This window comes from Wenyingzhuangia gilva, assembly GCF_030519655.1.
Taxonomy (GTDB): Bacteria; Bacteroidota; Bacteroidia; order Flavobacteriales; family Flavobacteriaceae; genus Wenyingzhuangia; species Wenyingzhuangia gilva.
The window spans coordinates 1-15,203 of sequence record NZ_JAUMIT010000006.1; the positions used below are offsets into that span (position 1 = coordinate 1).

The 15,203-nt window shown below is 32.3% G+C and carries 7 protein-coding genes and 1 rRNA gene; 6 read left to right on the forward strand and 2 right to left on the reverse strand.

What is annotated here, in order from left to right:
- The 4 genes from rrf to bioB form a co-directional block, all read left to right on the forward strand.
- Positions 1-84 (forward strand): 5S ribosomal RNA (gene rrf / locus QVZ41_RS11495); the annotation flags it as partial.
- Positions 85-260: 176 nt separating this feature from the next.
- Complete coding sequence (locus tag QVZ41_RS11500; RefSeq protein ID WP_302884730.1) at positions 261-839, forward strand: MarC family protein; 579 nt, start codon at positions 261-263, stop codon at positions 837-839.
- A gap of 65 nt (positions 840-904) precedes the next feature.
- The gene (locus QVZ41_RS11505) at positions 905-2,062 is read left to right on the forward strand and encodes a beta-ketoacyl synthase N-terminal-like domain-containing protein (RefSeq protein ID WP_302884731.1); all 1,158 of its coding nucleotides are present in this window, start codon (positions 905-907) and stop codon (positions 2,060-2,062) included.
- A gap of 50 nt (positions 2,063-2,112) precedes the next feature.
- Positions 2,113-3,225, forward strand: a complete 1,113-nt coding sequence (gene bioB, locus QVZ41_RS11510; RefSeq protein ID WP_302884732.1) for a biotin synthase BioB — start codon at positions 2,113-2,115, stop codon at positions 3,223-3,225.
- 49 nt (positions 3,226-3,274) lie between these two features.
- Here the strand turns inward: bioB and QVZ41_RS11515 are convergent, their stop codons facing one another.
- Positions 3,275-4,816: a glycerol-3-phosphate dehydrogenase/oxidase gene (locus QVZ41_RS11515; protein WP_302884733.1), complete on the reverse strand. Its 1,542-nt coding sequence runs from the start codon at positions 4,814-4,816 to the stop codon at positions 3,275-3,277.
- Positions 4,817-4,946: 130 nt separating this feature from the next.
- Here QVZ41_RS11515 and dnaE point away from each other — a divergent pair, with 130 nt between their 5' ends.
- Positions 4,947-9,440, forward strand: a complete 4,494-nt coding sequence (gene dnaE, locus QVZ41_RS11520; protein ID WP_302884734.1) for a DNA polymerase III subunit alpha — start codon at positions 4,947-4,949, stop codon at positions 9,438-9,440.
- 39 nt (positions 9,441-9,479) lie between these two features.
- Here the strand turns inward: dnaE and gldJ are convergent, their stop codons facing one another.
- On the reverse strand, positions 9,480-11,192 hold the full coding sequence (gene gldJ / locus QVZ41_RS11525) for a gliding motility lipoprotein GldJ (protein WP_302884735.1): 1,713 nt from the start codon (positions 11,190-11,192) through the stop codon (positions 9,480-9,482).
- 137 nt (positions 11,193-11,329) lie between these two features.
- Here gldJ and porU point away from each other — a divergent pair, with 137 nt between their 5' ends.
- On the forward strand, positions 11,330-15,193 hold the full coding sequence (gene porU, locus QVZ41_RS11530) for a type IX secretion system sortase PorU (RefSeq protein ID WP_302884736.1): 3,864 nt from the start codon (positions 11,330-11,332) through the stop codon (positions 15,191-15,193).
- Positions 15,194-15,203: the final 10 nt, after the last annotated feature.

Genomic DNA, 15,203 nt, shown 5'->3' on the forward strand with positions numbered 1-15,203 from the left:
ACCTCTTCCCATTCCGAACAGAGAAGTTAAGCCTATTAGCGCAGATGGTACTAGCATTGCTGGGAGAGTATGTCATCGCCTTTTTTTAGAAACCTCATTCATTAAATTGAATGAGGTTTTTTTGTGTCTTTTTTTTGGTGAAGAACTTCCTTAATTAAAGGAGTATAAAAACATATTAGTTAAAATATTTATGATGATTATCTCATGAAATAACTTTGTTTATATTTAAAGATGTTTATTATAAACTGTAAATTTACATCATGAATTTACAGTTTAATTTTAGAGAAATTATTACCGCAACGATGATTCTTTTTGCCGTAATAGATATCATAGGAAGTGTTCCGATTATTATAAGTTTGAGAAAAAAAGTTGGACATATACAGTCTGAAAAGGCTACAATCGTTTCCTCTTTGATTATGATTTTGTTTTTGTTCTTAGGAGATGAAATTTTGAGCTTGATTGGTGTTGATGTTAATTCTTTTGCTGTTGCAGGATCTTTTATTCTCTTTTTTTTAGCGATAGAAATGATATTGGGAATTACTATTTTTAAAGATGAAATGACAGAGTCAAGTTCCATTGTTCCACTAGCTTTCCCTTTAATAGCAGGAGCAGGTACCATGACAACTTTAATTTCTTTAAGAGCTGAATTTGCCGTAGAAAACATTATTATAGCGATACTTATTAATAGCATTTTTGTCTTTTTCGTACTAAAAACTTCTCAGAAAGTAGAAGACATACTAGGTGGTGTTGGCTTAAATGTGTTAAGAAAAGTATTTGGAATAATCCTTTTAGCAATTGCTGTAAAATTATTTACAGGAAATATCAATCAGTTGTTTTAAGACTCATTTTATATGAGTTTATATTACCAATAAATGAATTGCTTTTTTTGAGCTAAAATTTACAGATGAATATTATATCAATTACCGGTTATAGTTCTATTTCTGCCTTGGGTAACTCCTCAGAAAACATATGGAATTCGTATAAAAAGGAAAATCACTTATTAACAAATATTCATCAAAAAAATGTTGAAGGATTAGTTAGTAAATTATCATATGTAATAGAAGATGAGATTCAATCTTTAAAAAAATCAAATTCCAAATATCAAGCTTTAGACAAATCGGTTTTGATGGCTATTTACGTTGGAAGAATAGCTGTTAAGAATGCTAATTGGGGAAACGATTCAGTTTTTGGAATTAATATAGGATCTTCTAGAGGAGCAACAGGATTGTTTGAAGAGTTTTATGATGATTTTTCTAATAATGAACTAGGGAAAACACATCCATTAACATCACCTACAACTACATTAGGGAATTTATCTACATGGTTAGCGGATGATTTGCAATCTACAGGACCAACTATATCACATTCTATAACTTGCTCAACAGGACTACATGCAGTATTAAATGGAGTTGCTTGGATTAACTCAGGAATGTCTGAAAGGTTTATGGTAGGAGCAACCGAAGCTCCTAATACCGCTTTTACAATTGCACAGATGCAAGCGATTAAAATATATACTGACAATAATAATGAATATCCTTGTAGAGCATTAGACTTTAATAAAAAGAGAAATAGTATGTGTTTAGGTGAAGGAGCTGCTGTTTTTTGTTTAGAAGCAGGTGTCAAAGAAAATGCATTGGCTTTTATTGAATCAGTGGGATATGGTACAGAAAAATTAGAACATAATGTTTCTGTAACTGAAGAGGCAGAATGTTTTCAAACTTCGATGAAGATGGCTATAAAAGATATTGACGGAGAGATTGATGTGATTGTGATGCATGCACCAGGAACAATAAAAGGGGATTTATCTGAGATGAAGGCTATTGAAAAAGTTTTTGGAAAAGAAATTCCTGCTTTTACCTCTAATAAATGGAAAATAGGACATACTTTAGGAGCTTCAGGGTCTTTAAGTATGGAATTGGCTATATTGATGTTGCAAAAACAGGAGTTTATAGGAATTCCCTATTTAACTGATTTAAAACTACCTAAAAAAATAGAACGTATTATGGTGAATGCTGTTGGATTTGGAGGGAATGCAGTGAGCATTGTTTTAAAGAGAAATTAGCTTTAAAGAAGCATTTTTTAGTACTTTTACCAGATCAATAAATGAAACTTATGAGTGAAGTAAGACACAATTGGACAAAGGAACAAATCCTTGAAATATATAATAAACCTTTAATGGAGCTTTTATATGAGGCTGCAACAATACATAGATTACACCATGAACCAAATGAGGTTCAGGTATCCACTTTACTATCTATTAAAACGGGTGGTTGTTCTGAAGATTGTGGATATTGCCCGCAAGCAGCTCGTTATCATACTGATATTGAAGGAAATGATTTAATGCCTGTACAGCAAGTAAAAGCACAAGCTTTGAGAGCAAAAGCATCTGGATCTTCAAGAGTTTGTATGGGAGCATCATGGAGAAATGTTAAAGATGGACCTGAGTTTGATGAAGTTTTAGAAATGGTTAGAACTATTAACAAACTTGATATGGAGGTTTGTTGTACCTTAGGTATGGTGACAGAAAATCAGGCAAAACGTTTGGCAGAAGCAGGTTTATACGCTTATAATCACAATTTAGATTCCTCAGAAGAATATTATAAAGAGGTTATTTCTACAAGAGGATATCAAGATAGGTTAGACACGATTGATAATGTTCGTAAAACAAATGTAACAGTCTGTTCAGGAGGAATTATAGGAATGGGAGAATCTATAGAAGATAGAGCAGGAATGTTGGTTGCTTTGTCCTCTTTAAATCCACAACCAGAATCTACACCTATTAATGCATTAGTAGCAGTAGAAGGAACTCCATTAGAAGATCAAAAACCAGTAGAAATTTGGGATATGATTCGTATGGTGGCAACCACAAGAATTGTATTGCCAGAAACTCAAGTAAGATTGTCGGCAGGTAGAACACAAATGAGCCAAGAAGGACAAGCATTTTGTTTCTTTGCAGGTGCAAATTCTATTTTTGCAGGAGATAAATTATTAACAACCCCAAATCCTGATGTAAATGAGGATATGAAGTTGTTTGAAAAGTTAGGGTTAAAAGCGATGAAGCCTTTTACTAAAAAGGTACAGCCTAAATCGGTATCTGCAGAAGAGTCAGAATATCAAGCTTTAGGTGAAAATCCAAAATGGACCAGACCTGAACACAAAATTGCTAAAAACGAAGAAGCCAAGCAAAAAGCAAAAGAAATTAGAGCTGCTGAAAAAGCAGAATAATTTTTTGAAAATAGATTAAAAAAGCTCCTAGAATTTTCTAGGAGCTTTTTTATTTTAGGAGATATTGTTGTGCTAATTTTTTAAAATCAATAATTTGTTTTTCTTTCCATTCCGTACTTTTATTGAGTTCTTTTTGAAGGAGATTTCCAACAATTTCAGCAGATTCAATACTTGCTTGAGCATCTAAAAATAACAAACGAATTCTTCTAGATAATACATCTTCGATTGTTTTGGCATCTTCTTTTTGAACTGCCCAAACAATTTGAACCTTTAAATATGGATGATTAGGATGAATCTTTTCTTTTAATTCAGGGTTAGAAGAACAAAGTCTCTTCATAAGTTTTTCATCAGTACCATAAATAGCCAAAGGATTGGTTTCAGATTTTAATTTTCTGTGTCCATGAATGTTTAGAAATTCAGTTTCAGATTTCACAAAAGGAAGTATGGTAACCATGGTTACTTTGTCAACAACATCTTCTGCCATTTTTCTGTAAGTAGTCCATTTTCCTCCCGCTATACTTACCAATCCACTTTTGCTTACTTCAATAACATGTTCTCTAGATATTTCGGCAGTATCTTCAGCATTTCCACTTTTTACTAATGGACGTAATCCTACAAAAACACTTTTCACATCTTTTTTAGAAGGATTTTTTGTTAAATATTTTGCTGTATGAGTCAATAAAAAATCAACTTCTTGTTCTTGAGGTAAAGGTTCAGAAGAAAACTCCGTTACAGGAGTATCAGTAGTTCCAATCAGAATTTTATCATGCCAGGGAACAGCAAACAAAACCCGACCATCATCGGTATGAGGAATCATAATAGCAGTATCTCCAGGAAGAAATTCTTTATCTAAAACAATATGAACTCCTTGACTACTAGTCATGATTTTATGAATAGTTTTTTGATCTTTTTGTCTAATCGTATCAGAAAAAACACCGGTAGCATTGATGACAGATTTTGCGGTTATGGTATATTTCTCAGAAGTAAATACATCTTGAATAATAGCCCCATTAATTAAACCATCTAAATTTTTTTGGAACTCTAAAAACTGAGTATAATTTAATACTGTTGCTCCTTGTTCTTTGGCTGTTTGCATCATGTTAATAAGCAAACGTGTGTCATCAAACTGACCATCGTGATAAATGACTCCGCCACGTAAACCTTCTTGTGTTACGGTTGGGATATATCCAATGGTTTCTTCTTTGGAAATCAATTCAGAGTCTCCAAAACCTTCTTTTCCAGCTAACCAATCATATAATTTTAATCCAATTCCATAAAATGGACTTTCCCACCAGTCGTAAGTAGGAACCACAAATTTTAAATCGTGAACAATATGTGGAGCATTTCTTTTTAAAATAGCACGTTCTTTTAAAGCTTCTAAAACCAAGGAAAAATTCCCTTGTTGTAAATATCTAACCCCACCGTGAACCAGTTTGGTACTTTTACTAGAAGTTCCTTTACCGTAATCATCTTTTTCAACTAATAAAGTCTTGTAACCTCTAGAAGCAGCATCAATAGCAACCCCAATCCCCGTTGCACCTCCTCCAATAATTAAGATGTCCCAATGTGTATTTTCAAGTTTTTCTTTCATAGTGAATATCTGTGATGATTGATTTAAATATAATATAATTTTAAGTTGATAACTATTTTGTTTGTAAGCGATATCAATAATATTTTACGTGATATATTTTGTATTTTTAAAACTTCCCAAAATAAACTAGATGTATTTAATTTTTGATACCGAAACAACAGGTTTACCTAAGAGTTATAAGGCTCCAATGACTGATATTGATAACTGGCCTAGGTGTATACAAATAGCTTGGCAGTTACATGATGACATGGGACGTGTTATAGAACACGATAATTTTATGGTACAACCAGACGGCTTTAATATTCCGTTTGATTCTGAAAAAATCCATGGGATTTCTACTGAGTTGGCTCAAGAACAAGGAATTTCTTTACAAGAAAGTTTAGAACGTTTTAATGCTGTTTTAGGAAAGACAAAATTTTTGGTTGGTCAAAATGTTACGTTTGACGTTAACATTATGGGAGCTGAGTTTATCAGAGCTGGAATTACGCCAAATTTTAAAGCATTTGAATTTGATAGTTTTGATTTAGAGGAATATAATTTTACATCAAAAGTTCCCAAAAACAGACCCATGGCTATTGATGATTTATCTGAAGAAGATAAAAATATGCTTGGAATTTTGGATACTTGTACCGAGGTTACAGCAAGTTTATGTCAACTACCTGGAGGAAGAGGGGGAAAGTTTAAATTACCTACATTAACAGAATTACATCATTATTTATTTGGAGTTGGTTTTGGAGAAGCCCACAATGCAACTGCCGATGTAGAAGCAACAACACGTTGTTTCTTTGAATTGATTAGAAAAGAAGTTTTTACCAAAGAACAATTAGAGGTTTCTTCAGCATATTTTACAGAATTTAAAACTGTAAACCCAAAGCCTTTTGAAGTCATAGGTTTAAAACATTTAAACTTAAAAAAGGAAAGTGATAAAATCAGAAAACGCCAATCTGAACAAGCAGGAGCAAAAGGAAAAGGTGTTAATGTAAAAGAAAGTTTAGCCAAGTTAGAAGAAGTTTCTTTTGCACATTTACATAACCATACACAGTATTCAATTTTACAATCTACAATAGAAATTGGGGCTTTGGTAAGTAATGCAGGAAAACATAAAATGTCTGCTGTTGCCATGACAGATACTGGAAATATGATGGCTGCTTTTCATTTTACCAATGCCGTGGCAGGTTATAATAGCGGTGTGCAAAGTAGAAAGGTCGAAGCTGAAGAAAAAGGAGAAACTTTTGACGAAAGAGAATTAATACCTATTGTAGGGTGTGAGTTTTTTGTATGTGAGAATCATTTAGATAAAACTAAAAAAGATAACGGTTATCAAGTAGTTATGCTTGCCAAAAACCGAAAAGGATATCAAAATTTAGCAAAAATGTCTTCTACAGCTTTTGTTGATGGTTTTTATTATGTACCAAGAATTGACAGAAAAGTTATAGAGCAATACAAAGAAGATGTTATTGTTTTAACAGGGAATTTATATGGTGAAATTCCAAGTAAAATTTTAAATGTAGGAGAAAAACAGGCTGAAGAAGCTTTGTTATGGTGGAAAGAACAATTTGGAGATGATTTATATATTGAAATCATGCGACATGGTCAGGAAGATGAAAATGTTGTAAATAAAGTATTGTTAAAGTTTGCTAAAAAATATGATGTAAAAATTGTAGCAACAAATAATACTTTTTACATAGATCAAGAAGACGCCAATGCACATGATATTTTATTATGTGTAAAAGATGGAGAAAAACAAGCCACTCCAATAGGTAGAGGAAGAGGATATCGCTATGGTTTACCAAACGATCAATATTACTTTAAGAGTCCCGAAGAAATGAAGGAACTTTTTGTTGATATTCCTGAAGCTATTAGCAACATTCAAGAATTGGTTGATAAAATTACGCCTTTTACTTTGGCAAGTGATGTATTACTACCTGCTTTTGATATTCCAGAAGAATTTAAAGATCCTAAGGATTTAGAGGATGGAGGAAAAAGAGGGGAAAATAATTTTTTAGGTCACTTGGTTTATGAAGGAGCTAAAAAAAGATATGGAGAAATTACTCCTGAAATTAAAGAACGTTTAGATTTAGAATTAGATGTAATTGCCAAAACAGGATATCCAGGATATTTTTTAATTGTAGAAGATTTTATTCGAGCTGCCAGAGATATGGGAGTTTCTGTAGGTCCCGGTCGTGGTTCTGCTGCGGGTTCGGTAGCTGCTTACTGTTTGTGGATTACCAATATAGATCCTATTAAGTACGATTTGCTTTTTGAGAGATTCTTAAATCCAGAACGTGTATCCATGCCCGATATTGATATCGATTTTGATGATGAAGGTCGTGGGAGTGTTATAGATTATGTAATTAAAAAATATGGAGCCAATCAGGTAGCACAAATCATTACCTATGGTACCATGGCAGCAAAATCATCGATTAGAGATACTGCTAGGGTTTTAGATTTACCATTGTTTGAAGCAGATAGAATTGCCAAGTTGATTCCAAATATGAAGCTCAAAAAAATCTTTGGAATGGATGATAAAGAATTATCCTCAAAATTACGTTCCGAAGAAATGGATATGGTGAATGAGCTAAAACGAATTTCTGATGGTGTTGGGTTAGAAGCTGAAACCGTTAATAAAGCAAGAGTTTTAGAAGGTTCTGTTCGTAATACTGGTATTCATGCTTGCGGGGTAATTATTACTCCAGATGATATTACAAAGTTTGTTCCTGTAGCTTTAGCCAAAGATTCTGACATGTATGTTACTCAGTTTGACAACTCGGTAGTAGAAAGTGCAGGACTGTTAAAAATGGACTTTTTGGGTCTAAAGACCCTGACTTTGATAAAACATGCTTGTAAAATTGTAAAAGCCAGACACGGTGTAGATTTAGATCCCGAAAGTTTTCCTATTGATGATGTAAAAACATATGAGTTGTTCCAAAGAGGAGAAACCGTTGGTATTTTCCAATATGAATCTCCAGGAATGCAAAAATATATGCGTGAATTAAAACCGACAGTTTTTGCGGATTTAATTGCGATGAATGCTTTGTACAGACCAGGACCTTTAGAATATATTCCAAACTTTATTGATCGTAAACACGGACGTGAAGAAATTGTGTACGATTTACCAGACATGGATGAGTATTTGGCCGAGACTTATGGAATTACGGTCTACCAGGAGCAGGTAATGTTATTGTCCCAAAGTTTAGCAGGATTTACCAAAGGTCAAGCCGATACCTTGCGTAAAGCCATGGGTAAAAAGCAGATTGCTGTACTAGCCAAAATGAAACCTTTGTTTATTGAACAAGCTGCTGCCAAGGGATATGATCCTGTTAAATTAGAAAAAGTATGGAAAGACTGGGAAGCTTTTGCTTCGTATGCTTTTAACAAATCTCACTCAACTTGTTATGCATGGATTGCCTACCAAACGGCATACTTAAAAGCACATTATCCAGCAGAATATATGGCATCAGTGTTGTCTAACAATATGAATGACATCAAGCAGGTAACCTTTTTTATGGAAGAATGTAAGCGTATGGGGTTAACCGTTTTAGGGCCAGATGTAAATGAATCTTATGCTAAATTCTCTGTAAATGATGAAGGAGCTGTTCGTTTTGGAATGGCAGCTATTAAAGGAGTTGGTGGAATAGCTGTTGATGGAATTATCAGAGAAAGAAAAGAAAATGGACCTTTTACTTCAATTTTTGATGTAGCCAAACGTGTAGATTTAAGGACTTGTAATAAAAAAGCATTCGAAGGTTTGGCCTTGGCAGGAGGATTTGATTCTTTTGGAAATGTTCATAGAGCACAGTTTTTTGCTACTGATGAAAAAGGGATGACTTTTTTAGAAAAAGCGATGAAATTTGGTCATGCTTATCAAGAAAGTATGAATTCGTCTCAAGTGTCTCTTTTTGGAGAAGCTTCGGATGTTCAATTACCAGAACCTTTAGTTCCTCCTTGTGAAACATGGGGAACAATGGAGTTACTCTCTAAAGAAAAAGAAGTTGTAGGAATTTATATATCGGCTCATCCTTTAGATGATTATAGGAATGAAATGAAATTTACCAATTGTGGTGTGAGTATGTTTAAAGAAGATTTAAAAAATCATGTTGGGAAAAACTTTTCATTTGCTGGTATTTTAACAAGTGCAGAACATAGAATTGCTAAGAATGGAAATGGATGGGGATCTTTTGTTATTGAAGATTATACAGATTCACATGAATTTAGATTGTTTGGTGAAGATTATATGCGCTTTCAACATTTATTAGTTCCTAATTCATTTTTATATTTAAGTGGAACTATACAAAGAGGATGGATGCAAAAAGACGGTAGTGTTGGGGAGCCAAGAGTTAAGTTTTCGGACTTTTCTTTACTGTCAGATGTGATGGATAAAAAGTGTAAAAAGATCACCTTTAAATTAAGGTTACACGAAATTAGAAAAGAACGAATAGAACAACTAGAAATGTTGTTGTCTGGTTTTACAGGAGAGGGAGCTAAACAAACTGTTGGTTTTAATTTGATTTCAGATAAAGATAAAATTGACCTTGAAATGCCTTCGAGAACTTACAAGTTAAATATGAATACAGAGCTATTCGATTATTTAGATAAAGAGGGTTTTGAATATAAGTTAAACTAAAAAAAGCGTTTGCAACTTGCAAACGCTTTTTTTAGTTTTTTAATAAGATATATTAAAAGGAGATCTTCTATCTTTTTCATGAGTTTCACCGACCATGCTGAGTACACATCTAAATCCAATATAATTGGTAGACATATATTCCTCTAAATATCTTCTTTGACTAGGGTCTAACCAATATTCTCTATCTTTCCAAGATCCACCTTTATAGACTCTAGAGTAATTGGTAATTAAAGTAGTTCTTTTTTGATCATCATATTTGTATTCTACTTTACCAGTTTCCTCATTGATTGTTGGAGGTAGTAATATTGGAGCATTATACATTCTCTTTCTATTCTCATCATTTTGAGCATAATCTCTGCTTGAAGCTCTATCACCGTTAGCATAGTCTCTATTATCTGCTTTTTGATAATTAAGATTTAAATATACATCGTTATCTGTAATCTCTTCTTTTAGAATTTGCCCAGGCAACACCGAAGGAACTACTTTTCCATTAGGAAGAGTGTCGTATACAATATCATTGAACGAAGCTACAATTACGTTTCCATTTTCATCTAATTTCGGTTTACGATAAATGTTACCTCTAGCGTAATTAAAATCATTTAATTCAGTATCAATAGTTGGTCTATAAACATCAAAAACCCATTCGGCAACGTTACCTGCCATATCATATAAACCAAAGGCATTAGGAGGAAAACTTCTTACAGGCGTTGTAATGTCACCTGTGTCCGAACTCCAACCGGCAATACCACTATAATCTCCATTACCTTGTTTAAAATTGGCATGTTGAGTGTAATATTTGCTTTGTTCATCTCTAGTAGATTCACCTCTCCATGCATATTTTTTTCTACCTCTAATAGAATTCTCATAACGATTTTCTACATCAGCCTTGGCAGCATATTCCCATTCAACCTCTGTAGGTAATCTAAAATCAGGAGAAGGAGATTGTCTATTGATGTTTAGTTTGTTATTTTTTGAGTTGCTAGGAGTTGTATTAATGGTTATAGAATCATTACCATTGTATTCTTCTTCATTAGAATTTGTTACATAATCTGAATAAATAGATTTGTTTCCACCAAATAAGAGATTAGGGTTAGCTTCAAAAACCTCTTTATCAAAATGATTTCTTCCTTCTACAGAAACAGCACCATTGTTATATAGTGGTTTTAAAATACCTTCATCAACTAGCCTTTTTTCAGCAATTCTATCGGTTCTCCATTTACAATAATCATTTGCCTGTAGCCAACTAACTCCAACAACAGGATATTCCTCGTAAGCTCTGTGTCTTAAATAAGTTTTAGGTAAATTACCATCGCTACCTAAAGGATTTCTCCAAACTGTAGTATCTGGTAGGGCAGCAGTATAAATATGCTTGTATTTTGGGTTGTCTTCAGGAAAAACTTTAGCCAGCCAATCAAGATAAATTACGTATTCTTTATTAGATACTTCAGAGTCATCCATATAAAAACTTTGTACATGTACATTTCGGGGTTTATTATGAATGCCACCCATAACATCTTGTTGGGTTTGTCCCATTACAAATTGTCCTCCTTCTATGCTTACCATAGCAGGTGGTATTTCTTGTTCAACTACTTCTGAAAGTCTTGTTAAACCTCCATATTCAGGATTGCTAAAGTCGTATCCAATATTTTCGGAGTACCTGTCTGAACCAAAATCACGTTGTTGGTTAAAACAACTTGTCATAATAAGAATTACACCACTGTAAATCAATGATGTTTTTATGATTTTTTTCATATAAAAAGCGGTCTCTATCATGTTAATTCCCTCGCAAGATATCATATAATACTTAATTACACAATTTAATTATAACAACAAATATCATATAGGTAACAACGTGTAAATTGTTATATTCGTACAATAATTTGCTAAAAATGAAGCTACAATATTTAATCTTTTTTTTTCTAGGGACTTTTTTAATGTCTGCTCAAGAGAATTTAACGTTTTCTGTTGAATGGAATCAACGATATGAGCCTACTATTAATAACAATATTTGGACAGGAAATGATGTTTTTCTTCAGAATGATTTTATTCCATTATATATAAAACAATGGAAAAAGGATAAACCGGGAGAACTTAACAATATCAATTTCACAAACATTGTAACTAAGAGAGTTGTTGCTAATGCTTTGGGAGGAATAGATATAAATTCATTGCCTATTAGTTTTAATCCATCCTTAAAAATTGTAAAAGAGAGGGCAAATGAATATTACAGTATTCAAGCAAATGCAATATACAAGAATACAAAAGGAGAGGTATTCCAAATACAATCTTTTCAGGTGTCTTATGACTTGAATACTACAAGTAAACAAACATCAAACTATAGAATATCGCAAGAAAACGCAGTTTCAAATTCTGTATTAAGTACCGGAACTTGGTATAAAATTGCCATTGATAAAACGGGGGTTTTTAAAATTGATGCGGCATTTTTAAAATCTATAGGAATTGAAACATCATCTTTAGACCCTAAAAAAATTAGAGTTTTTGGAAATGGAGGAGCAATATTACCAGAGATACTTAGTAAACCAAGGAAAGAGGGCTTGACAGAAAATGCTATATACGTAGCTGGTGAGAATGATGGTGTTTTTAATGACAATGATTATGTATTGTTTTATGCTCAAGGACCAATATCATGGGACTTAGAAAGTAGAACAGATATTACTCATAAACAAAATATTTATAGTGAATATGCCTATTATTTTATCAATGTAGATTCTGGAACAGATGGAAAAAGGATTGCAAATGCAGCAACAGTTAACAATCCTAAAACCATTGATGTTACAACTTTTACTGACTACAAATTACATGAAAAAGAATTGTTCAATTATATTCGAGTAGGTAAAAAATGGTTTGGAGAAAACTTCACGGTTAACAATCAACAAGATTTTACATTTAATTTTCCAAACATAGTTAATTCTCAGTCAGTAATAGTAAATGGTAATTTTAGCGCTAAGTCTGCAAGTACTTCTTCAATTTACACAGTTTCTTATAACTCTATAAATGTATTAAACTCAACTATTTCTTCTTCTGGTAATTTTGCTTTTAGAGATACTAAAAGTTCAGGAAGTTTTATGCCAATATCTGATGATATCACTTTAAACGTTCAATGGAATAGTAATGGAGATTTTTCGGCATTGGCTTATTTAGATTATTTGGAAGTTATAGCAGATAGAACTTTAACAGCTACAGGAAAACAGTTTGGATTTGTAAACTTTGATTCTAAAACATCAGGAGAAGTATTAGAATATCATTTAACCAATGATACTGAAATTGATTTTGTTTGGAATGTATCAGATCTTACAAATGTTAAAAGAATAGTTGATACAGATGTAAATACAACAAATTTTAAATTTAAGGAGTTAACTGATGGGGTTTTAGATAAATATCAAATAGTAAAAACGTCAGATGCATATGCTCCTATAAAATTAAGTAGTAGCTCTAATGTTGTGAATCAAAATTTACATGCTCTTCAAGATATTCACTATGTGATAGTGACCAAAAAAGATTTCATTAACGAGGCAAATAGATTAAGAGATTATCATAGGAACAATACGCCAATATCAGAAACAAATTCAGAAAAAATAAAAGTTGAAGTGGTAGATGTAGATCAGATTTATAATGAATTTGGGTCAGGAGCTCCAGACATTACTGCTATTAGAGATTTCGCAAAGTATTTATACGACAATAGTAGTTCTGAAGAGATGAAGCTTAAGTATTTATGTTTATTTGGAGATGCTTCTTTTGATTATAAAGGAATTACTTATAAAGAAACTCAAGTAGTTCCAACTTATTTGTCTACGGTTAGTAATAGTTTGTCAAATTCTTATAGTTCAGATGATTATTATGGTTTTTTAGACGCTAGTGACAATACTCAAGACAATGGGGAATTACAAGTTACAGGTAAGTTAGATATTACTACAGGAAGAATTCCTGTAGGATCTATTACAAAAGCAAACCAATATGTCTCAAAATTATTGAACTATTATTCTACTAAATCTAGAGGCAATTGGAAAACTAAAATAACTCTTTTGGGAGATGATGGACAAGAAGGTTCAGATCAATCTTTGATTAAATATTTAGAAGATTCTGCTTTAAAGATAGAAGCTAATAATCCTAATTTAAATTTATCAAAGTTATATACCGATGCTTTTAAAGAAGAAATTACCTCTGGAGGTGGAAGATATCCAGAGATTACCAAAAAATTTAGAGAGTCATTTAATACAGGCTCGTTAGTTATCAATTATTTTGGACATGGAAATAATTTTAACTTGGGTCAGGAAACTTATTTAGACATTGCGGCTATTAGAAGTTTTAGAAACTTAAATAATTTGCCTTTATTTATTACGGTAACTTGTGACTTTTCAAGATTTGATGATCCCACAATTTTATCTGGAGGTGAAGAATTGATAGAAGGTGCTTATGGTGGAGCTGTAGCGATGATTACCACAACAAGAGAAATCTCAATTTTTGCAGGAAATAGTATCAATAAAAACTTAGCAGACTACTTGTATTCTTTTGATGGAAAAACAAGAACTGCTGCCGAAGCATTGAAAGATGTTAAAAACAATGTTGGATTAAGTAATGAATTTTTTGTGTATTTTTTTGGAGATCCAGCGATGAACCTTTCTTTGCCTAAAGAAGGAATTGAAATTAGTAAAATAGAAAAATATGTAACAGATCCTGTTTCAGAAGAGGTTTCCTTACAGAATGTAACAGAACTAAATGCTTTGTCTAAAGTTAAGGTTACTGGGAGTATAAAAGAAGCAGGAAATGTTTTATCAGATTTTACAGGAACATTATCAGTCACTTTATTTGATAAGGAAATAGATAGAAAAACATTGTTAAATGAAGGATCTGGAACTGTTGTGAATTTTAAATCTTTAGAAAGTAAAGTTTTTGTTGGTGAAGCATCGGTAAAAAATGGTAAATTTTCTTTTGATTTTATTTTGTCTAAAGATGTTAGTGTTTCTCCTGAAAATGCAAAATTTAGTTTTTACGCAGCATCAGATACAAAAGAAAGAATAGGAAGTGATTTTAATTTTAAGGTAGGAGGAATTGATCCTCAAGCACCAGAAGACAACATACCTCCTGTTATCCAATTATATATGGATGATGAAACTTTTGTTGATGGTGGAAATACAAGTACTACGCCTAAATTGCTGGCTAAAATACAAGATGAAAGTGGAATTAATACTTCTTTAAACTCTATAGGACATAATATCACCGTTGTGATTGATGGAGATTTAGCAAATCCTATTTCTTTAAACGAATTTTATACTACTGAAAAAGATGATTTTACCAAAGGGATTGTATCCTACAAATTACCTGAATTATCTACAGGAAATCATACTATTACATTTAAAGCTTGGGACACATACAATAATTCATCAACCCAAACGTTAAGCTTCTATGCTCAAGAAGATAAAGGATTTCAATTAAGTAGGGTTTTAAATTATCCTAATCCATTTATCAATCATACAGAGTTTTGGTTTAAAAATAATAGACAAGGAGATCCTATAGAAATTACCGTTCAAATTTATACTTTGTCAGGGAAATTAATCAAAACCATTCATACCTCTGATAGCAATGTTGATGAGATATCAAGAGTGGTTACATGGGATGGAAAAGATGATTTTGGAAACAAACTAGGAAAAGGAGTATATGTTTATAAATTAACTGTAAAAGAAATAATCACAGGTCAATCGGATGAAAAGATTGAAAAATTAGTAATATTGTAAAAACTAGAAT